Genomic DNA, 23,173 nt, shown 5'->3' with positions numbered 1-23,173 from the left:
GGTGATCACAAATGGTGTGTTCACAGCAAATCCACTGTGGGAGCGAGCTTGCTCGCGAAAGCGTCTGATCAAGCAACTGATAATTAAAGGCTGTACGCGGGTGCTGCGCATCCAGCCACTAAAACACCCCGGCCTTCTTCCATTCCAGATAGCGCGTCACCAATGCGGCACCTAACCCGACAGCAGTCGTATCCACCACCGGCACCCCATGGGCGTTCAATCGCTCATGAAGTTCGGCCCGGGCATTGAGGAAGTCCACGGTGCCGCAATAGTTCAGCGCCTCGGCAAAGGTCTGCACCGGTGCCTGACGCAAGCGGTCGAGCACGTCTTCGCGCAGGCTGGCGACCAACACCCGATGTGACTTGCCCAGGCGTTTGACGGCGGTGAGCAGTTCTTCGTCGTCTTCGTCCCGCAGATTGGTGACCACGACCACCAGTGCCCGGCGTTTCTGTCGAGCCAAGAGCTCGGTTGCAGCGCCCTGGTAGTCGGCACTGCGTTGGCCGCTGTCGAGGTCATAGACCTGGTTGAGCAGTCGGTTGAGTTGCCCGGCGCCTTTGACCGGGGCGAGGTAGCGCGGCTGCTCGTGCGCAAAGGTGCAAAGGCCTACGGCATCCCCCTGGCGCAGGGCGACATAGCTCAGCAACAGGCAGGCATTGAGCGCATGGTCGAAGTGCGACAGTTCATCGTCCTGACTGCGCATGCGCCGGCCGCAATCGAGCATGAAAACGATCTGCTGGTCTCGCTCGTCCTGATACTCCCGCGCAATCGGCGTGCGCTGGCGGGCGGTGGCTTTCCAGTCGATCTGGCGCAGGCTGTCGCCTTCGCGAAATTCTCGTAGCTGATGAAACTCCAGGCCCAGGCCGCGTCGCTGGCGCTGGCGTACGCCGAGTTGGCTGAGCCAGTTGTCCACCGCCAGCAGCTGGCCGCCGTAGAGGCGGGCGAAGTCGGGGTAGACGCGGGTCGCGTCGGTCACGCTTAGCAGGCGTTTGTCGGACCACAGGCCAAAGGGGCTGGGGAGGTTGATTTCGCAGCGTTCGAAACTGAAGTGGCCGCGCTTGAGCGGGCGCAGGCGGTAGCCGATCTGGCTGCGCAGGCCGGGTTGCAGTTCGACCGACAGGGGCAGGTTGTCGAAGCTCAGGCCGTGGGGGACGTGATCGAACAGCTGAATGGTCAGGGGTTGGGCAAAGTCATGCTCGACCTCCAATCGCACATCGCCCCAACGGCCCAGCGCCAGGCTGCCGGGCATTTGTCGTTGCAGGCGGGGCGAGGGCAGGCGTTTGAGACGAATGGCGTCGATTATCGCCAGGACCGGCAGTGCCAGGAGTAAACCCCAGGTGATCGACGGCAGACTCGCTGGCATCGCGATGCCCAGCGCCCGCAAAGAGCCCAGGACGATGCCGATGGCCAGCAGGATCGCGAGCCAGATCAACAGCAGGCGCGAGGGTTTCACAACCGCGGCGCCGGCACTTGATCGAGCAGTTGGCGCAGCACGTGATCGACCTCGAGCCCTTCGATGTCCAGCTCCGGCGCCAGGCGTACGCGATGACGCAACACCGCCAGGGCACACCCTTTGATGTCATCCGGAATCACGAACGCGCCACCGCGCAACAGCGCCCGCGCCCGGGCGCAACGCACCAGCGCGATCGAGGCCCGGGGCCCGGCGCCGAGGGTCAGCCCGGGCCAGTTGCGAGTGGTGCGGGCCAGGCGCACGGCATAGTCGAGGACCTGATTGTCCAGCGGCAAATCGCTGGCGATGCGTTGCAAGGCCAGCACGTCCTTGGCCTGCAACACCGTGCGCAGCGGTTGCACGTCGAGCATGTCGGCCCGGGTCGAGCGAGTGACCTGGCGGACCATGTCCAGCTCCTGGTCGTCGTCGGGGTAATCCATGCGGACCTTGAGCATGAAGCGATCCAGTTCGGCTTCCGGCAGCGGGTAGGTGCCTTCCTGTTCGATGGGGTTTTGCGTGGCAAGCACCATGAATGGCTGCGCGATGGGCAGGGCGCGGCCTTCGAGGGTCACTTGCCGTTCCTGCATGGCTTCGAGCAGCGCCGCCTGGGTTTTCGCCGGGGCGCGGTTGATTTCGTCGGCGAGCAACAGGTTGGTGAACAACGGCCCCTTGCGCAGCTTGAATTGCTCGGTCTGCAAGTCGTACACCGCGTGCCCGGTGACATCGCTGGGCATCAGGTCCGGGGTGAACTGGATGCGCGCGAACTCGCCGCCGAAGCAGCGCGCCAGCGCCCGCACCAGCAAGGTCTTGCCCAGCCCCGGCACGCCTTCGAGCAGCACATGGCCACCGGCGATCAGGGCCGTGAGCACGTCGTCGATCACCGCGTCCTGGCCGATGACCGCCTTCTGCAATTCGCTACGCACCGCCTGGGCCAACCGACTGGCGCGCTGGCGTTGCTGGTCGGCGTGGCTGGCGGCGTCGGGCTCGATCTGTTCACTCATAAGGTGTTCCTCAAGATTTGCAGGTGGGCGACCTGACGGCTGAATTCACCGCTGGAAAGCCGTTGCTTCGGTCGCGGGCTCATGACCTGGCTGATAGCGCGTGTGGATTGGCCGGTCAGGCGTGCGAGCACCTGCCATTGTTCGGCGATGCCGAGTTGTTCAAAGCCGGGATGACGGCGCCGCACGCGGCGCAGTATGTCCAGTTGCAAGACGTGCAGCAGGTGGTCCCGACCCTTGCGCCGAAACAGGAAATCGGCACTGGCGCGCAGGTGTTCCTGGAGTTGCCGACGGGCTCGCGGCACCGGTTCCAGCGCCGGGCCATGGCGCACGCCAACCTGCCAGAACCAGGCACCGATCAGGGCGATCAGCGCTACCAGCGCCTGGGGGAAATAGCGCAGCAGCAAGGTCAGCAGGTTGTCGTGATCGGTGTTGAACAACAGGGTCACGTGGGTATCCGCAGTCAGGTACCAGAGCAGCCAGGCGTTGTCGTACTGGTCGATGGCCGGGGTTTTCCACAGGTCGGCGTCGGTGACCACGATGATCGAACCGAGCCCGTGATTGAGCTGCATCATGTGGGTGGCCTTGGCGCTGTTGGCCCAGGCCTGGGCGAGGTTATTCGGGTCTTCCAGATGGAAAGCGGTGTCGAAGCCGGCGTAGGCTGGCGCGTCTTCGTCTTCCAGGTACAGCTTGGTCAACCTGGGGTAGGAGTCGGCCCTGCTGTCGGGTGGCGGGCCCTTGAGATTTTTGCTCAGCAACTGATGCAGCTGGACCCGGTCGAGCAGCAGGTCACTGCTCTGACCTAGTTTTTCATCCCACAGCGACTGGGCCACGAACAACAGGCGCCCGCCGGCCCGGGTCCAGTTCATCACTTGATCGATCTGGCGTGGTGTCATGTCGGACCGGTCACCGAGCAATAACAGGCTGTGCTGGCGCGGCTCGATCGACGGCAAGACGTCCAGACCGTTGGCATGCCTGACGGTCAGGCCCTGTTTGCGCAGGAAATGCTCGGCGGCCAGATAAGGATTGGCCTGGACCTCGGGCGCGGGGCCGTGGTCGATCACTTGCTGATAGGGCGTCGCCTTCAGGTACAGATAAATACTCAGCGCGCCCAGTAGCACCGCGCACAAGACACTGGCCGCAAGCCAGTACCGTCGGTTCAATGGACCGCTCCCTGGTCGAACAAGGCACGCCAGCCGTCACAGAGTTCCTGTTGCGCGGGCGCGGGGGGCAGGCGATGTCCGTAGGCCATGTTTTGCCAGTGTCCGGTCAGCTTTTTACTGAAGGCCAGCAACTCGGGCCGTTGCAATCGTTCGACGCGTTCCAGTACCTGACCTTCGGTGTCCGCGGGTTTCAATGCCATGTTGAAGTCATGCAGCAAGTGGCTGAGCAGGGCGCGATAGAGCAAGCCTAGGGCTTCGCGAGGATGGGTCTGCCAGAGGCGTTCGGCGCTGGCGGCGATGTCGGCGGGCAGGGTTTCGCAGTCGAGGTCCAGGCCGAACGCCTGCCGTGGTAACGGTCGCGGGACTTTACTGTTCAACCGCGGGCGACGACTGACGAAGGCCTGCAGCCAGTCCCGGTAATGCCAGATCAAAAAACCGATGGCGCCGATCACTATCCCCCACAACACCCCCTCGATCAGCCAGGTCGACAGGTTGAGCAACGCCATCAGCCATTCAGGTGTTCGGTCACTGCGCGGGTCGACGGCACTCGGCGTGTCTTCGCCAAAACGATAGCGCGTGACCGTTTCCCTGTTCTTGAATGGAGGCTGGTCGAGGATCGCCTTGATGCTGTCCCGGGACGCCTGGCTGGTCAGGGACTGATCCAGCAGACGCGGGCTTTCGGGTGAGGCCATCGGCTCCGCAGCCCAGGCAGTTTGTGCGGTGGGTGCCAGCAGGAACGCCGCCAATATCAGCGTGACCGCGGCGCTGCCCAGGCGTTGGCGCAGGCGGCGGAACGCCAGCTCGATATCCCAGGCCTCCAGCACGGTGCGCCGGTTCAGGTAAAGGCTGAAACCGCAAGCCACATAGACCGGTTCCCAGATCACCAGCACCAGTGCATAAAACAGGTTGGTCAGGTGTTCCAGCCAGCGCCAGTCCTGTGTGGCAGCGGTGATCAGTGTCTGCCAGCTCCAGTCGAGTTCTACCTGTTGCGGCAGGAACAGGTAGAACAGCACCATCAGGCCGATCCACAGGGCGACCTCCAGATGCACGCCAATGATCGTCAGCCATTTCGCGGCGCCGGCGTTACGCTGCAACAGCACCTGCAAACGCTGCTCCCGCGCGTCGCCCTCGAGGCCTTCAAGTTGCATGACCGGCATCAGGAAGCTGCGGCTCAGGCTCAGGCGTCGCCAGGTCAGGCTGGCCAGCAGTTGCGGCTTGAGCAAGCGCGGCCATTGGCGCAACGCCTGTTGCAAAGTCGGTGTTTCGCCGAACATGGCTTTGGACAGAATGAACAGCGGCAGGCGTTCGAACGCCGGCTTCAGCCACCAGAAAATAAACACGGCGAGGGAGGGTGAATCCCATAGCAGCAGGCTGAGCAGGGCGAAGACCGGCAGGGTCACGATGGCCCAACTGGTCATCAGCAGGCGTCGGTGGCGCTGACTCAGCAGAACGCCCATGTCCATGGCTTCCCAACCGAGGCGCGGGCGAATCGCCACACAGGCGTCACTCAGGCGCATGGCGGGTCCGTCCGGCAAACAGCAGGTACACCGCCACCAGTAACCAGAGCGCTGCGCCGACCAGGTATTTGGTCATCGGCGCGACCCCGGTCATTGACGACCAATAGGCTTCGATAAACGCTGCAATCAGCAGAAACACCATCACTCCACAAATCAGCAGCACACTTTTACGCGCCGCCAATCGCAAGGCCTCGGCGCGCCGCAGGCGCCCCGGCGCGATCAATGCCCAGCCCAGTTGCAGGCCGGCGGCACCCGCCAGGGCAATGGCACTGAGTTCGAAGGCACCATGGCCGATCACGAACGACCAGAAGGTCTGGCCGTAGCCGATTTGCGTCAGGTGTCCGGCCACCGCGCCAATCATCAAGCCGTTGTAGAACAGGTAAAACGCACTGCCCAGGCCAAACAGCAGGCCGCTGGCGAAGGTCTGAAAGGCAATGCCGATGTTGTGCATGATGTAGTAGCCGAACATGACCCAGTCTTCACTGGCCGCCCGTTCCGCCGAGCGCCCCAGGTGACCGGCGTTGGGGTCGTACATGCTCTGCATTTCGCTGACCTGCTCGGCCGGGATCAGGTTGTAGACCAGGTCCGGAAACAGCATCACCAGCAGGGCGATGCCGATCAGGCTGCCAAAAAACATCAGGCCGGCCGCGAGCACGAAGCGCCACTGTTCTCGCACCAGTCGGGGGAAGTCCGCGAGGATGAAACTCAATGCCCCGGCACCCGGTCGGCTGCGATGCCGATAAAGCTGTTGGTGCCCGCGCAGGACATGTTGCTGTAATGAGTCGATCAGGAAGCTGCTGTAACCGCGCTCCCGGGCCAAGGCCAGGTGATGACAAAGACGTCGATAATCACCGGGGAAACTGGCGGCACGCGAGGCTTCTCTGTTTCGTTCCAGTCTTTCAAGCAGGAGGGAAAACTGCGCCCATTCGGCCTTGTGGCGACTCTCGAAAAGACTTTGCTTCATGCGGGGCCCAATAAGCCGCGGGCAATCCCGTTGAGCTCGGCGACCGCCTGAGGCGCTGAAAGCTGCAAGGGTTGCGCGAGAATGGCCGCCAGTTCAGCCACCCGCGCCTCGGAGAGTTCACCCTGGCGTTCGGCAAACCCGAGGATGGCGCGTTGCTCGGCCAGCGCCAGGGCAAAAGCCGGGCGCCGCGGCTCGGCGGCGGGTAACTGGGGGCGGGAGAGCGGTTGTTCGCGGTAGATCACCAGCGTGCCGGCGGCCAGGTCGCCGAGACGCTTGAAGTTGGGATGCTGCAGGCAACTGATGGCCCCCAGGAAATAGCCAAACGGCAACATGTCGACAACTCGCAGCAGGTTACGCAGCAACGAAGCAGACCAGCCGACGGACGTGCCATCGTCATGGACCACCCGCAGCCCCATCCACTGCTTGCCTGGCGAGCGGCCCTGATTGAGCACCTCGAACAGCACCATGTACCACCAGCTCACCACGAACAGCAGGATCGAGCCAAGACCGGCGCCGAGCTTGCCGAGAAATGCCAGGACCATAAACAGAAGGCCAAGGATCAGTCCGCGCAGGCCAAGGTCGATGGAGAACGCCAGCGCCCGCACCATCAACCCGGCCGGGCGCACTGGCAAGTCGATGCCTTCCGGCGTTTCGATCGGGTACCGCGTATCCAGTGGCGGGGACAGCGTCGCGTTCCGTGGCCGTGCTGTGGTCTCGAGCATGGGCAACCTGATGATGTGGCCTGATCGGGAGTCTCTGTCCGTGTGATGCTAGCAGCCTCCCGGGGGAATACGACATAACTATGTATGGCACGATTAAGCAGCCGAGGTGATTGAATGGCAAGATGATGGGGCCGGGCGGGATGCGAACGCCTGGACTTCGCCGATCTTCAGTTCAGGAACAGCCCGTGACCTCCATCTTCTGGTACGACTATGAAACCACTGGCATCAACCCCCGTTGCGACCGTCCGCTGCAAGTGGCGGGCATTCGCACTGACTTTGAACTCAATGAAATAGACGAGCCAGTCAATCTTTACTGTCAGCCCAGTGATGACATCCTGCCTCACCCCGCCGCCTGCGCGATCACCGGGATCACGCCGAGCCAACTGGCCGGGCAGGGCTTGAGCGAAGCCGATTTCATGACCCGGGTGCACGCCCAGCTGGCTGCGCCCGGCACCTGCGGGGCCGGCTACAACACCTTGCGTTTCGACGACGAGATGACCCGTTACAGCTTGTACCGCAATTTTTTCGACCCCTACGCGCGTGAGTGGCAAGGCGGCAACAGCCGCTGGGACCTGATCGATGTGGTGCGTGCGGCTTACGCCTTGCGCCCCGATGGCCTCGTTTGGCCGACGGACGACGAGGGCCGGGTGACGCTCAAGCTGGAGCGCCTGAGCGCCGCCAACGGAATCGATCACGGCCATGCCCATGAAGCGCTGTCGGACGTTCGCGCCACGATCGCCCTTGCGCGGCTGATCCGCGAGAAGCAGCCGAAGTTATACGACTGGCTGTTTCAATTGCGCGGTAAACAGAAGGTGATGGATCAGATTCGACTGTTGCAGCCGATCGTACATATCTCCGGACGCTTTTCGGCCGCGCGCAACTATGTCGGGGTGGTGCTGCCCCTGGCATGGCATCCGCGCAACAAGAACGCCCTGATTGTCTGCGACTTGCACATGGATCCCCAGGGCTTGCTTGACCTGAGTGCCGAAGCCTTGCGCCAGCGGTTGTATACCCGTCGCGATGAGCTGGCCGATGGCGAGTTGCCTGCACCGCTCAAGCTCATCCACATCAATAAATGTCCCGTGGTGGCGCCGCTGTCGGTGCTGCGTCCCGAAGATCAGCAACGCCTGGGACTGGACATGGCGCTCTACCAGGCGCGCGCGCTGCGACTCAGTGACGCACAATCAGTCTGGCGAGATAAAGTTCAGGCCATTTATGCCAGCGAGGAATTCACGCCGAGCCAGGATCCCGAGCAACAGTTATACGATGGTTTTATCGGTGATCGCGATCGGCGTCTTTGTGAGCAAGTCCGGGCGTCGGACCCGGCACAATTGGCACAAGCACAGTGGCCTTTCGATGATGAACGCTTGCCAGAATTATTGTTTCGTTATCGCGCACGTAACTTCCCCGATACGTTGAGTTCCGAAGAGCAACAGCGGTGGAGAATATTCTGTCAGAAACGTCTGTCAGCCCCCGAGTGGGGGGCGCCCAATACCCTGGAAACTTTCGTAGAAGCCGCAGCCCAATTGAGCGCTACTGCTACATCCTTTCAGCGAGGGGTGTTGAATGATTGGCATAATTATGTTCAGGAATTACGCCAACGTTTGAATCTTTGAAAACGAAAATATCTTTAGCCTGAAAGTCGGGCATAAAAAACGCCAGCATTTGCTGGCGTTATCTTTTGTCGCGGACGAGTCTTTGACAAAACGCTGCGGCTTAGCCCAGCAGGGTAGCCCAACCCTCAACCACGTCGCCGCCCCACTTGGCTTTCCACTCTTTCAGAGTTTTGTGGTTGCCACCTTTGGTTTCGATGACTTCGCCGTTGTGCGGGTTTTTGTATTGTTTAACTTTGCGAGCACGTTTGGTGCCGGTAGTTTTTACTGCGCCAGCGCGTGGGGCTTTGGTTTTGGACTCAGGATCCAGCAGCGCGATGATGTCACGCAGGGACTTGGAGTACTCGCCCATCAGGGTGCGCAGTTTGCCTTCGAATTCCAGCTCGGTTTGCAGTTTGTCGTCTTGGGACAGATTCTTCAAACGGGCTTGCAGCTCTTTGATAGCTTCTTCGGTGGCACGATATTCGTTGATCAAGGACATGAGGACTACCTTATGTTGGACGCGGGGTGCAGGTGACAGTGCGGCAATAATAGTCAGGCTGTTTCATCAAGTAAACATTTAACCGGAGTTTATTTAATTTAGTTGCGTTGAACGGGGCCGGATTGGAGGCGCAGTGTAATGATCGTCAACCGGGCATCACAGACAGTCACATTTTGGCACTTGAAGAATGGCTATAAGATCACCATCGCGCGGGAAGCGGTTGCCGCGAGAATCGTATTCGCTACCTTCGCGCAACGCAGGGCGTCATCAATACTGCAGTTTTGCTGCGCAATCGCTAGAATGGCGGCCTTTGCGAAGTTCTGGAGTTTGACCCTCATGCGCACATATCGGCTGGTGATTGCTTGCCCGGACCGCGTCGGCATCGTTGCTAAAGTCAGTAACTTTCTGGCGTCACACAATGGCTGGATCACTGAAGCGAGCCACCACTCGGACAATCTCAGTGGCTGGTTCTTCATGCGTCACGAAATTCGTGCCGATTCACTGCCTTTCGGTATCGAGGCCTTTCGCGAAGCGTTTGCCCCTATTGCCGAAGAGTTCTCGATGGACTGGCGCATCACTGATACCGAACAGAAGAAGCGCGTGGTGTTGATGGCCAGTCGCGAATCTCACTGCCTGGCTGATTTGCTGCATCGCTGGCACAGCGACGAACTGGATTGCGAAATTTCCTGTGTGATTTCCAACCATGACGACTTGCGCAGCATGGTCGAGTGGCACGGTATTCCTTACTACCATGTACCGGTCAATGCGCAGGATAAAGAACCGGCATTCGCCGAAGTCTCGCGCCTGGTCAAACAGCACGACGCCGAAGTGGTGGTGCTCGCCCGATACATGCAGATCCTGCCGCCCGCGTTGTGCAGCGAATATGCCCATAAGGTCATCAACATTCACCATAGCTTCCTGCCGTCGTTTGTCGGTGCCAAGCCGTATCACCAGGCATCCTTGCGTGGCGTGAAGTTGATCGGCGCCACTTGCCATTACGTGACCGAAGAGCTGGACGCCGGTCCGATCATCGAACAAGACGTGGTGCGCGTCAGCCACAGCGACAGCATCGAAGACATGGTGCGTTTCGGCCGCGACGTCGAGAAGATGGTATTGGCCCGGGGCCTGCGTTATCACCTGGAAGATCGGGTGTTGGTGCACGGCAACAAGACCGTTGTGTTCTGACAGCGATAGTGCGCGGTTGAAATCCGAAGGGCCTGGGCGTTCAAGCGCTTCAGGCCCTTCGCCGCTTCTGACCTGAGGAGATCCAATCGATCGGGGGCGGACCTGAATGGGCGGCACGCTGAAGATTCCTGTAGGAGCCCGGCTTGCCGGCGAAGGGGCCGTCAAATCTTGCACCTCCTGTAGGAGCCCGGCTTGCCGGCGAAGGGGCCGTCAAATCTTGCACAGGGCCTCAGCCTTCACGCCTGCCTGAAATTCAATAACTTCTTCAACAACGGTCGCCCAAGCATCAACAGAAACACTGGCCCGCCGACCAGCAAATAGAAGTAATAAGTCACCGCCCGCCAGATCAGAATCGCCGCCGCCGCCGTGGATTTACCCACCATCGGCGCCAGCAACGCCGCCGAGGTCAGCTCCGCCGCCCCGGCACCACCGGGCAACAGGCTGAATTGCCCGGCACTCAATGAAAGCATCTGGATCAGAAAACTCCAGGCCCACTGCAAATCCGCTCCGAGCCCGCGCAACGCCAGGTACAGCACGCTATAGCGCAGGAGCCAATGCAGGCAAGTCAGGGCAAACACCGTGATCAATGTCTGAAAAGGCAACTTCAAGGTGTCAGTGAAGGCTGCCAGGAAGTGCAGGAGTTTTCGCGCCCAGCGCACGCGTGTGGCGCCTTTGACATTGAGACGCACGAGCAGGCGACCGCTCAGACGAATCAGTAAACGGTGATAGCGTGCCACCACCACACAGGTCAGCAAGCCGCCAAACATCGACACCGCGCTGACGGTCAGCAGCCACTCCATGCGTTCGCTCAAGTGCTGGAACAGGGCATAAATCAGAATCCCGCTCAGTGCGCAGAGGAAAAACAGCAGATCGCTCAGTTGGTCCATGGCGAACACGGCACTGCCCCTGGCCGGACGCACGCCATGGCGCGCCAGCAACGCCATGATGGTCAGCGGCCCCCCGCTGCCGCCGGGCGTGGCGCAGTAAGCGAACTCGGCGGCCATGACCACTCCGAGGCTTTTGACCCGGCCGACCTTGTCGCGCTGATCCCCCAGCAACAGTCGCAAGCGCATCGTATTCAGCACCCAGCACAGCAGGATCATGCCGAACATGATCAGCAGCCATTGCAGCGGAAATTTTTGCAGTCGAGACCAGGTTTCGTTGCCGCCCAGCAGTGACGGAATCAACACCGCCGCGAGCAGTGCGAGGAGCAGCAGTATCCCGCGACTCATGCGGCGCATCCGACACGGTCGGCGCGCAACGACAGCCAATGCGCCTTGGTCATCGGTATGCGCCCCTCGTCGAGCAGGCGCTTGAGCGTCTGCAGCCAGTAATGACGGGAAAACTCATGGCGCATGTCCACCGGGTGCAGGCCGAGGCGAATCACGGGTGCCTGCCGCCAGCGTCGTTCGCGTTGCTCGCTGAGCAGTTTCGACAAGCCCCGACGCCACGCACTGCGTGCACTCCAGACCAGCCCGGGGGCGTCGACCGCAGCGAAATCAGGCAGTCGGTACAAATGTTGCGGATCGCTGGTGTAACTCAGCGGCAGTTGGCGCAAGGCCTGGCGCGTGCCCTCGCTCATCAGCCAGGCCGGGGCGACGAAACCTGCCAGTGGCCAGTCGTAACGGCGAAACACCTCGATGCCGGCGCGAAGTCGGGCGAGGGCGGCATCTTGGGACAGGCTGTAGAACTCGCCTTCGTGGGTGTAGATCCGGCGCATGAACCAGTCTCGTGGCGTGCTGGGCATAGGGCCTTCATCGCAGTGAAAGTAGCCGTGCAGCGCCAGTTCGTCGCCACGGATGACCCGGCCGGCGAGCATACGTCGAAATTCCGGATGGGCGTCCAGATTATTGTGTTTATGAAAATCGGGCACCACCAGCCAGGTCATCGGCACCACGCCCAAGGCGTCGACGGCGGCGACAAAGGGTTGGTAGTCGGCCCAGGTTTGTGGCGCCACGTCGTGCAGCACCAGTAACAGGCTGGGCCGGTTCATGGGCTCAGCCATTGGCCGTCAGCGGCCAATGGCTGCCGAGCACGGCGTGATAGTGCCCCAGCAAGCTGTTGACCACGGTATCCCAGGAGTAATGCTGCTCGACATGGCGGCGGGCCTGTCTGCCCAGGACGGCGCTTCCCGAACCGAACAGTTCGCGTACGGCGTTGGCCATCGCCATTGAGTTGTTCGGCGGGCACAACAGGCCACATTGCTCGGTGACGATTTCCTGAAAGGCCCCGGCCGCCACGGCCACCACCGGAATGCCGCTGGCCATGGCTTCAAGAATCACCAGGCCGAAGGTTTCCTGATCGCCGGCATGCAGCAGCGCATCGGCGCTGGCCATCAGCCGGGCGACTTGCGGCGCCGGGCAGAACTCATCGACCACGGTGACGTTATCCGGCACCAGGGCCGGCATCGACGAACCCACCAGCAGCAGGTGATAACGCCGACCAAGTCGTTTCATGCAGTCGAGCAGGACCGGCAGGTTTTTTTCCTTGGAACCGCGACCGGCGAAGATCAGCAAGTGAGTGTTTTCATCGATCCCCAGTTCAGCCCGCAGACCCGGGTCCCGCGCCGAGGGATGGAAGGTTTGCAAGTCGACGCCCAGGGGTTGCACGAAAACGTTTCTGACCCCGAGCCCGATCAGCTTGTCGGCCATCACCCGGCTCGGCGCAAGGACCCGGTCGAAGTTGCCATAGAGCTTGCGGACATAGGCTTCGACATTGGTCGTGACCCAGTTGCCCATACGATTGCTGACCAGCAGCGGAAGGTCGGAATGATAAAAGCCGATGACCGGAACATCGAGTTGCCTGCGGGCATCCAGCGCGGCCCAGGCCGTGAGGTAGGGGTCGCCGACTTCGATCAGGTCGGGCTGTAGATCCTGCAGGACATTGCGCCAGGGCGCGAGGCGGAGGGGGAAACGATAGCCTTTGCCGAAGGGCAGGGCAGGTGCTGGAACCGTGTAAACGCCATCCTGCTCACTCAAGGAGGAGCCGGGGATCAGTAAACTGTGGCGAATGCCCGGCTTGTTGCCCAGGCGACGGTGCTTGGCGTCCAGATAAGTGCGCACGCCACCGCTGGCAGGGGCGTAGAACATGGTTATGTCAGCGATATGCACGATGAACATCCCTCCGGTCGTTTGTTCTCCCTTGGTTGACCTTTATGAAGGATAGATGTTCGGCTGGGTTTTGTGGCCCGTTGGCGGTCTTTAAACCTTGTGGGTTCTTCCAGTCATGCGTCGCAACACTTGCGAATTGCCCTGTCGATGATGCAAGACTACCGCTCCGATATGGCCCACGATCAACACCAGCATCGTCCAGCCCAGCAAACTATGAAAGTTACTACCCAGGTCAATCATCCACTGGATCTTCTCCCCTTCGAACCCATCCATTACCGGTACACCAAACGCCGAAAAGGCCCGACCGGAGCCGTACTGACGTAACAAACCGATCAGGGGAATCAGTAACATCAACCCATAGAGCGTCCCATGTCCTACGCTGGCGGCCACATTCATGCTCGGCGGACGGTGTTGCCGGTTCAGCAAGCTCCAGCTGGCACGCAGCGCAAACAGCCCCAGCAATAACAACCCCACGGGTTTGTGATAAGGCCACAGGGTTTTATCCAGCACTGAGTCAGAAAGCAGGTAATGGGCAGCAGCCGAGCAATAAATCCAGGCAAACATCAGTGCCATCAACCAATGCAGGCCCCGGCTGACAGAGTCGTAGCGGTAGGGGTGTTCGGATACTCCAGAGATTTCCTTCATTATGACCTCCTGGCGAGTGGCGTGGCCTTCACGGTGAGCGAACAGGTAATGAAATACCCATCAATATCATCAGGCTGTTTCGGTTATTGGGCGTGCGATTCATAAATAGAGCGGTCAGGTCGTGCTGCCGCATTCAAGCTAAATGCGCGTTGAACAATTTTTGTTTGCCAATGTTGCTTTGTATCGTAACGTCACTGCCAATGATCAATAAGTCAGGCGTATCAGAGGGGTTGGAGATGGAGTGCACTTGTTCGTCTGACGCCAGGTGTTGGGTGCCGTTATCCGGTGGTCATGTTAAGCAAGTATTGTTTTTAGATCGACTGCAGTAGCGTTACAAGAAATTTTTCGCCTCATTTACGCACTGATCCCGGGGGCTTGGGCGTTGTTCCTGGAACCTATACTACATGTTGCGATACCGAGCTTTACGCCCTGTAGCGGTACCGCAAATGCGTTGTTTGCCTAATGCCAGTCAGTTAAGGAAATTGTAGGAGCAAGCTCGCTCCTACAGGTGCCGCATTCTATTAACTGACTGGCATTGGTTGTTTGCCCCTTTTTTTGACGGGTGTCGAATTGAAGCCTTGGCGAAGGCAACGATCCTGCCGGAGGGACGCTCATTTTCCATTCGTGAGCGTCCGCGAGCGTGAAAGCTGCCGACAGGCCAAAAAACCGGCTCGAGATGTTGGCTGGCATACTGCCTGCCAGCTGTATCTGCGAGCCTCGCGAAGGCGTCGTTACCGTCACTAAATCCGGAAGTTGCCCACCAACTGCTTCAAGCGCACCGCCTGCTGTTCCAGGTCGGCGCACGCACGCAAGGTCGATTGCAGGTTTTCCACGCCTTCCTGGTTCAGCGTATTGATCTCGGTGATGTCGACGTTGATCGATTCCACAACCGCCGTCTGTTCCTCGGTCGCCGTCGCCACCGACTGGTTCATGCCGTCAATTTCGCCAATGCGCAAGGTCACGCTGTTCAGGCGCTCGCCCGCCAGGTTGGCGATTTCCACGCTGTCCTGGCTGTGACGCTGGCTGTCGCTCATGGTGCTGACGGATTCGCGGGCGCCGACTTGCAGTTCCTCGATCATGGTCTGCACCTGCTGCGCCGACTCCTGCGTACGGTGGGCGAGGTTGCGGACCTCATCGGCCACCACCGCAAAACCACGACCGGCCTCACCGGCGCGCGCCGCTTCGATGGCGGCGTTGAGCGCCAGCAGATTGGTTTGCTGGGAAATGCTGGTGATCACTTCCAGAATCTGCCCGATGTTCACGGTCTTGCTGTTGAGCGATTCGATGTTGGTGCTCGAGGCGCTGAGCATGCTCGACAGCTTGTTCATCGCGGCAATGCTGCGCTCCACCACTTGCTGGCCATCTTCAGCCAGGCTGCGGGCATCGCTGGCCTGACTCGACGCTTGCGCGGCGTTGCGGGCGATTTCCTGGGCGGCGGCGCCGAGCTGGTTGATGGCCGCGGCGACGCTGTTGGTACGGGAAGCCTGTTGGTCGGAGTTGAACATCGACGAGTTCGAGGCTGCTACCACGCGCAACGCCACTTCGTTGACTTGCCCGGTGGCGGAGGACACTTCGCGGATCGAGCCATGGATACGCTCGACGAAGCGGTTGAATGCGGTGCCGAGAACGCCGAATTCGTCGTTGCTCTGGATGGTCAGGCGTTTGGTCAGGTCACCTTCACCGTCGGCGATGTCAGCCATGGCGCGGGTCATGACATGCAACGGTTGAATCAGGATCCGGATCAGCATGCCCAACAGGGCGATGATGATGGCCACGGCGATGAGGGTCGCGATGACCGCCGAGGCGCGGAACTCGGTCAGCATCGAGAAGGCCTTGTCCTTGTCCACGGACAGGCCGATGTACCAGTTGACCGAGGGCAGGCCCTTGATTTGGGTGAACGTGACGATGCGGGTCTGGCCGTTGACCTGTACTTCACTGAAGTCGCCGCTGATCCGCGGGGTGCTGTCCGGAAACGCCTCGCTCAGGGTCTTCATCACCAGGGCTTTGTCCGGGTGAACCAGGATCTTGCCGTCGGAACTGACCAGGAAGGCGTACCCCATACCGTCGAAGTTGCGGGCGCCAAGGGTATCGATCAAGGTTTGCAGGCTCAGGTCGCCACCCACCACGCCGACGCTTTGCCCGGCTTTTTTCGAGGCGCTGGCGATGGAAATGATGGTCTGGCCCGTGGCCGCATCGATATAAGGTTCGGTCAGGGTCGCGGTGCTGCTGCTTTCGGCGCCTTTGTACCAAGGGCGCACCCGTGGGTCGAAACCGGCGGGCATTTTGGCGTCGGGACGAATGGTGAAGCTGCCGGTGGCGTCGCCCAGGTAAGACGCCATGAAGGTCGACGTCAGGGCTTTCTGCTCGAGCAGGCTGGCGACGGTGGACTGTTCAGGATTGATCGCGATGTTCTGCGCGAGATTGTCGATCAACAAGATCCGACCGGTCAGCCAGGTCTGGATATTGTTGGCGGTTACATCCCCCATCTCATTGAGATAGTTGTCCAGGTCTTCGCGGATGGCGTTGCGCTGTAAATAGTCGTTGTACAGCGTGAACGAGGCGAAGGCGGCCATGACGATGAGGGCGGCGGCAAGCAGGATTTTATGGCTGAAACGCAGGTTTTTGTTCATGGCTTGGGGTTCCGCTTAGGTCTTGGTGCCAAAGGCGTGCTTTTATTAAGGAGCGCACAATGGGCGGCAGTGAAAACAAGCTGATATTTCCGTACTCTCCTTAGGGAATTACCGACGCTTTTCAGTCTTTTATATCGGCCGTGAAGGATCAAAGATTAATCATGGGGTGACAAAATGCCTGATTCACTGCAACTCGTTATCGGTGCCGATCTCACGGGACAGCCGATCGCCCAGGCCATGCGCCTGGCCAACCGTCATGGCCTGGTGGCGGGCGCCACCGGCACCGGCAAGACCGTCACCTTGCAACGCCTGGCCGAAGCCTTCAGCGATGCCGGCGTGGCGGTGTTTGCGGCCGATATCAAAGGCGACCTGTGCGGCCTTGGCGCTGCCGGAACCCCTCAGGGCAAGGTCGCCGAGCGGATCGCCGGGATGCCCTGGCTGAACCACAGGCCCCAGGCGTATCCGGTGACCCTGTGGGATATTCACGGTGAGTCCGGGCATCCCTTGCGCACCACCTTGAGTGAAATGGGGCCGTTGCTGCTGGGCAGCCTGCTGGAATTGACCGACAGCCAGCAGTCGGCGCTGTATGCCGCCTTCAAGGTCGCGGACCGCGAAGGGCTGTTGCTGCTGGACCTGAAGGATTTGAAGGCGCTGCTCAATCACCTGCGTGATCAACCTCAATTGCTGGGCGACGACGCCGCGCTGATGACCACCGGTTCCAGCCAGGCCCTGTTGCGGCGTCTGGCGACCCTGGAGCAACAGGGGGCGGAAGCGTTGTTTGGCGAGCCGGGGCTGCAACTCGAAGATATCCTGCAGCCGGGCGCCGATGGTCGCGGGCGTATTCACCTGCTCGATGCCAGTCGTCTGGTCCACGAAGCGCCGAAGGTCTATGCAACGTTCCTGTTGTGGCTGCTGGCGGAACTGTTCGAGCAACTGCCGGAGCGCGGGGATGCTGACAAACCCCTGTTGGCGCTGTTTTTCGATGAGGCGCATCTGTTGTTCGCCGGTACGCCCAAGGCTTTGCAGGACCGACTGGAGCAGGTCGTGCGGCTGATTCGCTCCAAAGGTGTCGGGGTGTATTTCGTCACCCAATCGCCGGGCGACTTGCCGGATAACGTCCTGGCTCAGTTGGGCCTGCGCATCCAGCATGGCTTGCGCGCGTTCACGGCCAAGGAGCAGAAATCCCTGCGCGCGGTGGCCGATGGCTTCCGGCCGAACCCGGCATTCGACGCCTTGTCGGTGTTGACGGAGTTGGGCATCGGCGAGGCGCTGGTCGGTACCCTGCAAGACAAGGGCACGCCGGGAATGGTCCAGCGTGTCCTGGTTGCACCGCCGCAATCGCGGATCGGACCGCTTACCGAGGCCGAACGCACGCTGCTGATCGCCGGTTCTCCGTTCAAGGGGCGCTACGACAAACCGATCGATCGCGAATCGGCGTATGAAGTATTGATGGGGCGTAAGGGGCTGGCGCCAGAGCCGGACGCGGCACCCGGCAAACCCGTGCCCGAGGAGCCGAGCTTCACCGACAAGGCCGGGGAATTCCTCGGCACGGCGGCAGGGCAGGCACTGAAATCGGCGATGCGACAGGCGGCGAATCAGCTGGGCCGACAATTGGTACGCGGGTTGATGGGCTCATTGCTCGGCGGCAGCAAACGCCGATAAAATCATTGGATACCCCCCCTTGTAGGAGCGAGGCTTGCCCGCGAAGAACGATAACGAGGTCATTCAGTTAAACCGCGCTGCCATCTTCGCGGGCAAGCCTCGCTCCTGCATAGAGGGGGTCGATTTCAGGTTTTTGGTTTGGCGTGGGCCGCAAGGCGCTCCAGCGCTGCCCGCAAATTCGGATCAGTGATCCCGTCGGCCGTGGCCTGGATGGTCGCGCCCGCATCGGTTGACAAGCTGATGGTATGGCCGGCCGCGCCTTGCTGAGTCGTGGGCGGCTGCACCTTGAACAGAATCCGCGTCAGGCTGGCGAACTCATCGAACAGCTGCAATTGCCGTTGCAGACGCTTTTGCTGGTAACGCAAACGAGTGGCCCAGTGACCGTCGGTGACAATCAGCAACAAACTGCCTTCGCGCCACGACGCCACATGGCAGTGTTCGCGAGCCGCGGGCTGCAACTGGCTTTCCACCAGGCGTTGCAAATGACCCAGGCGTTGAGCGTGGCCGAAGATGGCTTTGAGCGGTTTGGCTTCGCGAAGCAGAACGGCGGGTGCTCTGGCCGTAAGAGGGCGAAATGCCATGATCAGACACCTGAAGTAACAGAGCGGCCATGGTAGCAGAAAGCGCCGCATGCGCCCGAGCCATTGCGTTGCGAGCGCTTTACCCATTAAATCAACGAGTAACTTATGTGGTGAACGGCTTGAAGTTCAGCAAAAAGCCCTTATTTTAAGGGAGCCCCGTCACAGCGCTGTGCCGGCATCGTGGAATAACGCCACTTTCCTCACCATCGTTTCCGGGTAGAATGCTCGTTCGCATGCGGCCATGAGGGCTGCACGGGCGACTCACGGGGCCGCCCTCCATCCCTTTAGTGTGGAAGATCCTGCCGATATGTTTGCGCCTTTGTTAAAGAAACTTTTTGGAAGCAAGAACGAGCGTGAAGTCAAACGCATGCTCAAGACGGTGCAATTCGTCAATGCCTTCGAAGAGCAAATGATGGCCCTTTCGGACGATCAATTGCGTGCCAAGACCGACGAGTTCAAGGCCCGCATCGCCAAAGGGGAAACCCTCGACAAGCTGCTGCCCGAAGCCTTTGCGGTCGCCCGCGAAGCCGGCAAGCGCGTCATGGGTATGCGCCACTTCGATGTCCAGCTGATCGGCGGCATGACCTTGCACGAAGGCATGATCGCGGAAATGCGTACCGGTGAAGGCAAGACCCTGGTGGCGACCCTGGGCGTTTACCTCAACGCGCTGTCCGGCAAGGGCGTGCACGTTGTGACGGTGAACGACTACCTGGCCCGCCGTGACGCCAACTGGATGCGTCCGCTCTACGAATTCCTCGGCATGACGGTCGGCGTGGTCACCCCATTCCAGCCGCCGGAAGAGAAGCGCGCCGCTTACGCCGCCGACATCACCTACGGCACCAACAACGAATTCGGGTTTGACTACCTGCGCGACAACATGGCGTTCAGCATGGAAGAAAAGTTCCAGCGCGAACTCAATTTTGCCGTGATCGACGAAGTCGACTCCATCCTCATCGACGAAGCCCGTACCCCGCTGATCATTTCCGGTCAGGCCGAGGACAGCTCCAAGCTGTACATCGAGATCAACAAACTGATCCCGCAGCTGCAATTGCACGTCGAAGAAGTCGAGGGCGAAGTCACCAAGGCCGGCCACTACACCGTCGACGAGAAGACCCGCCAGGTCGAACTCAACGAAGCCGGTCACCAGTTCATCGAAGACATGCTCACCGGCGTCGGCCTGCTGGCCGAGGGCGAAAGCCTGTACTCGGCCCACAACCTGGGCCTGCTGACCCACGTCTATGCCGGTCTGCGCGCGCACAAACTGTTCAATCGCAACGTCGAATACATCGTGCAGGATGGCCAGGTGGTCCTGGTCGACGAACACACCGGTCGTACCATGCCGGGTCGCCGTTTGTCCGAAGGCCTGCACCAGGCCATCGAAGCCAAGGAAAACCTGAACATCCAGGCCGAAAGCCAGACCCTGGCCTCGACCACCTTCCAGAACTACTTCCGCCTGTACAACAAGCTGTCCGGCATGACCGGTACCGCCGATACCGAAGCGTTCGAGTTCCACCAGATCTACGGCCTGCAGGTCATGGTGATCCCGCCGAACAAGCCGCTGGCGCGTAAAGACTACAACGACCTGGTGTTCCTGACCGCCGAAGAGAAATACGCGGCAATCATCAACGACATCAAGGAATGCATGACCCAGGGCCGTCCGGTGCTGGTGGGTACTGCAACCATCGAAACGTCCGAGCACATGTCCGATCTGCTCGACAAGGAAGGCATCGAGCACAAGGTTCTGAACGCCAAGTTCCACGAAAAAGAAGCCGAGATCATCGCTCAGGCCGGTCGTCCGGGCGCACTGACCATCGCCACCAACATGGCCGGTCGTGGTACCGACATCCTGTTGGGCGGCAACTGGGAAGTGGAAGTGGCGTCCCTGGAAAACCCGACCCCTGAGCAGATCGCCCAGATCAAGGCCGATTGGCAGAAACGTCACCAGCAAGTGCTGGAGTCGGGCGGCTTGCAGGTGATCGCTTCCGAGCGTCACGAATCGCGCCGCATCGACAACCAGTTGCGTGGTCGTGCCGGTCGTCAGGGCGACGCCGGTTCCAGCCGTTTCTACCTGTCGCTGGAAGACAGCCTGATGCGTATTTTCGCCTCGGACCGGGTGAAGAACTTCATGAAGGCCCTGGGCATGCAGTCCGGTGAAGCGATCGAGCACCGCATGGTGACCAACGCCATCGAGAAGGCACAGCGCAAGGTTGAAGGTCGCAACTTCGACATTCGTAAACAACTGCTCGAGTTCGACGACGTCAACAACGAACAGCGTAAAGTGATCTATCACATGCGTAATACGTTGCTGGCCGCGGACAACATCGGCGAAACCATCTCCGACTTCCGTCAGGACGTGCTCAGCGCCACGGTCAGTGCGCACATTCCACCACAATCGCTGCCTGAGCAGTGGGATGTGGCCGGTCTGGAAGCGGCACTGCAGAGCGATTTCGGCGTGGCATTGCCGATCCAGCAATGGCTCGACGAAGACGATCACCTGTATGAAGAGACCCTGCGCGAGAAACTGCTGAACGAGCTGATCGCGGCGTACAACGAGAAAGAAGACCAGGCCGGTGCCGAGGCACTGCGCACCTTCGAGAAGCAGATCGTGCTGCGCGTGCTCGACGACCTGTGGAAAGACCACCTGTCGACCATGGATCACCTTCGTCATGGCATCCACTTGCGTGGCTACGCCCAGAAGAACCCGAAGCAGGAATACAAGCGCGAGTCGTTCACGCTGTTCTCCGAGCTGCTGGATTCGATCAAGCGCGATTCGATCCGTGTGCTGTCCCACGTTCAGGTGCGCCGCGAAGACCCGATCGAAGAAGAACAACGCCTGCGTCAGGAAGCCGAGGCACTGGCGGCGCGCATGCAGTTCCAGCACGACGAAGCACCGGGTCTCGAGCAGCCGCAACTGCTGGGTGAAGAGGTCGATGTAGCCCTCGCCACCGCGCCGGTCCGCAACGAACAGAAGCTGGGCCGCAACGAACTGTGCTACTGCGGTTCGGGCAAGAAGTTCAAGCATTGCCACGGGCAGATCCAGTAACACCCGTTTGTACGCTGAAATACCCGCGCCGCGACCGGCTTCAGCCGTCGCGGCGTTTTGCCATTTAACACCACCGTCTTCCTGAAAGCGGTGAAGACATCATTTTTAAGGAGCGCTTTCATGGCTGTTGGTCTTGGTCCTTTGCCAACGTTGCACCCGGTTGCCGGTTTTGAACTCGGTATCGCTTCGGCCGGCATCAAGCGCCCCGGGCGCAAGGATGTCGTGGTCATGCGCTGTGCCGAAGGCTCCACCGTGGCAGGCGTGTTCACCCTGAACGCGTTTTGCGCGGCGCCCGTGATCCTGGCCAGGCAGCGAGTGCAAGGTCCGGTGCGTTATCTGCTGACCAACACCGGCAATGCCAACGCCGGTACCGGTGAGCCCGGTCTGGCCGCCGCCGAGCGCACCTGCGCCAAACTGGCTGAGCTGACCGGCGTCGATGCCAGCCAGGTGCTGCCGTACTCCACCGGCGTGATCGGCGAGCCGCTTCCGGTCGAGAAGATCGAAGGCGCCTTGCAGGCTGCGCTGGATGATCTGTCGGTCAACAACTGGGAAGCTGCCGCCATCGGCATCATGACCACCGATACGTTGCCAAAAGGCGCAAGCCGCCAGTTCGAGCATGGCGGCGTGACCATCACCGTCACAGGCATCAGCAAAGGCGCGGGGATGATCCGTCCGAACATGGCGACCATGCTCGGCTACATCGCCACCGACGCCAAAGTCGCGCGTGAGGTCCTGCAAAACCTGATGCTGGACGGCGCCAACAAGTCGTTCAACCGCATCACCATCGATGGCGACACCTCGACCAACGACTGCTGCATGCTGATTGCCACTGGTCAGGCTGCGCTGCCGGAAATCACTGAGGCCAGCGGAGAATTGTTCGCCAAGCTGAAACAGGCGGTGTTCGAAGTGTGCATGGACGTCGCCCAGGCCATCGTCCGCGACGGCGAAGGTGCGACCAAGTTCGTGACCGTTGAAGTCAACGGCGGCGGCAATCACCAGGAATGCCTGGATGTCGGTTATACCGTGGCTCACTCGCCGTTGATCAAGACCGCGCTGTTCGCCTCCGACCCTAACTGGGGCCGTATCCTGGCCGCCGTCGGCCGTGCCGGGGTTCCGGACCTGGACGTGAGCAAGATCGACGTGTTCCTCGGCGAAGTGTGCATTGCCAGCCATGGCGCCCGCGCATCGACCTACACCGAAGCCCAGGGCGCGGCGGTGATGCAGCAGGAAGAAATCACCATCCGCATCGAACTGGGTCGCGGCGATTGCAGCGAAACCATCTGGACCACTGATTTGTCCCACGAGTACGTCAAGATCAACGCTGAGTACCGCACTTAATACTCTCTAGACCGAGTCGCTCCATTCGCGAGCAAGCCCGTTCCCACATTCGATCGCATTTCTTCTGGAGGAAC

General features: G+C 60.6%; 18 protein-coding genes. 5 read left to right on the top strand and 13 right to left on the bottom strand.

All coding sequences use genetic code 11. The annotated features are described in order from the left end of the window. Positions 1-118 precede the first annotated feature (118 nt). The 6 genes from PMA3_RS23435 to PMA3_RS23410 are packed head-to-tail and all read right to left on the bottom strand — an operon-like array spanning position 119 to position 6,811. Positions 119-1,450 (bottom strand): DUF58 domain-containing protein, encoded by a 1,332-nt coding sequence (locus PMA3_RS23435; protein WP_064679417.1) that lies wholly within the window; start codon positions 1,448-1,450, stop codon positions 119-121. Then, entirely contained in the window at positions 1,447-2,448 is a 1,002-nt protein-coding gene (locus PMA3_RS23430; RefSeq protein WP_064679416.1) for an AAA family ATPase, read from the bottom strand. The genes PMA3_RS23435 and PMA3_RS23430 overlap by 4 nt, the downstream gene beginning before the upstream one ends. After that, positions 2,445-3,608 (bottom strand): DUF4350 domain-containing protein, encoded by a 1,164-nt coding sequence (locus PMA3_RS23425; RefSeq protein WP_064679415.1) that lies wholly within the window; start codon positions 3,606-3,608, stop codon positions 2,445-2,447. Before PMA3_RS23425 ends, PMA3_RS23430 begins: the two co-directional genes overlap by 4 nt. After that, entirely contained in the window at positions 3,605-5,125 is a 1,521-nt protein-coding gene (locus tag PMA3_RS23420; RefSeq protein WP_064679414.1) for a DUF4129 domain-containing protein, read from the bottom strand. The genes PMA3_RS23425 and PMA3_RS23420 overlap by 4 nt, the downstream gene beginning before the upstream one ends. Next, the gene (locus PMA3_RS23415) at positions 5,112-6,089 is read right to left on the bottom strand and encodes a stage II sporulation protein M (protein WP_064680791.1); all 978 of its coding nucleotides are present in this window, start codon (positions 6,087-6,089) and stop codon (positions 5,112-5,114) included. Before PMA3_RS23415 ends, PMA3_RS23420 begins: the two co-directional genes overlap by 14 nt. Continuing rightward, the gene (locus tag PMA3_RS23410) at positions 6,086-6,811 is read right to left on the bottom strand and encodes an RDD family protein (protein ID WP_064679413.1); all 726 of its coding nucleotides are present in this window, start codon (positions 6,809-6,811) and stop codon (positions 6,086-6,088) included. The genes PMA3_RS23415 and PMA3_RS23410 overlap by 4 nt, the downstream gene beginning before the upstream one ends. A 185-nt stretch (positions 6,812-6,996) precedes the next feature. Here PMA3_RS23410 and sbcB point away from each other — a divergent pair, with 185 nt between their 5' ends. Next, positions 6,997-8,427, top strand: coding sequence for an exodeoxyribonuclease I (sbcB, locus tag PMA3_RS23405; RefSeq protein ID WP_064679412.1), 1,431 nt, complete (start codon positions 6,997-6,999; stop codon positions 8,425-8,427). A 100-nt stretch (positions 8,428-8,527) separates the two neighbouring features. Here sbcB and mvaT read toward each other — a convergent pair whose 3' ends face one another. Continuing rightward, entirely contained in the window at positions 8,528-8,905 is a 378-nt protein-coding gene (gene mvaT / locus PMA3_RS23400; RefSeq protein ID WP_064679411.1) for a histone-like nucleoid-structuring protein MvaT, read from the bottom strand. A gap of 336 nt (positions 8,906-9,241) precedes the next feature. Here mvaT and purU point away from each other — a divergent pair, with 336 nt between their 5' ends. Then, the gene (gene purU, locus PMA3_RS23395) at positions 9,242-10,090 is read left to right on the top strand and encodes a formyltetrahydrofolate deformylase (protein ID WP_064679410.1); all 849 of its coding nucleotides are present in this window, start codon (positions 9,242-9,244) and stop codon (positions 10,088-10,090) included. A 236-nt stretch (positions 10,091-10,326) separates the two neighbouring features. Here the strand turns inward: purU and PMA3_RS23390 are convergent, their stop codons facing one another. From PMA3_RS23390 to PMA3_RS23370, 5 genes are all read right to left on the bottom strand, one after another. After that, complete coding sequence (locus tag PMA3_RS23390) at positions 10,327-11,322, bottom strand: glucosaminyl phosphatidylglycerol flippase (RefSeq protein ID WP_064679409.1); 996 nt, start codon at positions 11,320-11,322, stop codon at positions 10,327-10,329. Continuing rightward, the gene (locus PMA3_RS23385) at positions 11,319-12,095 is read right to left on the bottom strand and encodes an N-acetylglucosaminyl phosphatidylglycerol deacetylase (RefSeq protein ID WP_064679408.1); all 777 of its coding nucleotides are present in this window, start codon (positions 12,093-12,095) and stop codon (positions 11,319-11,321) included. The genes PMA3_RS23390 and PMA3_RS23385 overlap by 4 nt, the downstream gene beginning before the upstream one ends. After that, positions 12,088-13,209 carry an N-acetylglucosaminyl phosphatidylglycerol synthase gene (locus PMA3_RS23380; RefSeq protein WP_064679407.1) on the bottom strand — a complete coding sequence of 374 codons (1,122 nt, stop codon included), beginning with the start codon at positions 13,207-13,209 and terminating at the stop codon, positions 12,088-12,090. Before PMA3_RS23380 ends, PMA3_RS23385 begins: the two co-directional genes overlap by 8 nt. Before the next feature lie 81 nt (positions 13,210-13,290). Next, positions 13,291-13,845: a cytochrome b gene (locus tag PMA3_RS23375; RefSeq protein ID WP_064679406.1), complete on the bottom strand. Its 555-nt coding sequence runs from the start codon at positions 13,843-13,845 to the stop codon at positions 13,291-13,293. A gap of 740 nt (positions 13,846-14,585) precedes the next feature. Further along, positions 14,586-16,475, bottom strand: a complete 1,890-nt coding sequence (locus PMA3_RS23370; protein WP_064679405.1) for a methyl-accepting chemotaxis protein — start codon at positions 16,473-16,475, stop codon at positions 14,586-14,588. A gap of 174 nt (positions 16,476-16,649) precedes the next feature. Between PMA3_RS23370 and PMA3_RS23365 the strand changes: the two genes are divergently transcribed. Beyond that, entirely contained in the window at positions 16,650-18,137 is a 1,488-nt protein-coding gene (locus tag PMA3_RS23365) for a helicase HerA-like domain-containing protein (protein WP_064679404.1), read from the top strand. Between the two features lie 125 nt (positions 18,138-18,262). On the opposite strand, the gene PMA3_RS23360 is transcribed toward PMA3_RS23365, so the two are convergent. After that, positions 18,263-18,718, bottom strand: a complete 456-nt coding sequence (locus tag PMA3_RS23360; RefSeq protein ID WP_064679403.1) for a DUF721 domain-containing protein — start codon at positions 18,716-18,718, stop codon at positions 18,263-18,265. 307 nt (positions 18,719-19,025) lie between these two features. Between PMA3_RS23360 and secA the strand changes: the two genes are divergently transcribed. Both secA and argJ read left to right on the top strand, forming a co-directional pair. After that, complete coding sequence (secA, locus tag PMA3_RS23355) at positions 19,026-21,761, top strand: preprotein translocase subunit SecA (RefSeq protein WP_064679402.1); 2,736 nt, start codon at positions 19,026-19,028, stop codon at positions 21,759-21,761. 120 nt (positions 21,762-21,881) lie between these two features. After that, positions 21,882-23,099 carry a bifunctional glutamate N-acetyltransferase/amino-acid acetyltransferase ArgJ gene (gene argJ / locus PMA3_RS23350; protein ID WP_064679401.1) on the top strand — a complete coding sequence of 406 codons (1,218 nt, stop codon included), beginning with the start codon at positions 21,882-21,884 and terminating at the stop codon, positions 23,097-23,099. Positions 23,100-23,173 lie beyond the last annotated feature (74 nt).

The organism is Pseudomonas silesiensis, assembly GCF_001661075.1.
GTDB lineage: Bacteria > Pseudomonadota > Gammaproteobacteria > Pseudomonadales > Pseudomonadaceae > Aquipseudomonas > Aquipseudomonas silesiensis.
The sequence above is the reverse complement of the archived record's forward strand: the minus strand, read 5'-3'. Positions and strand labels throughout refer to the sequence as shown.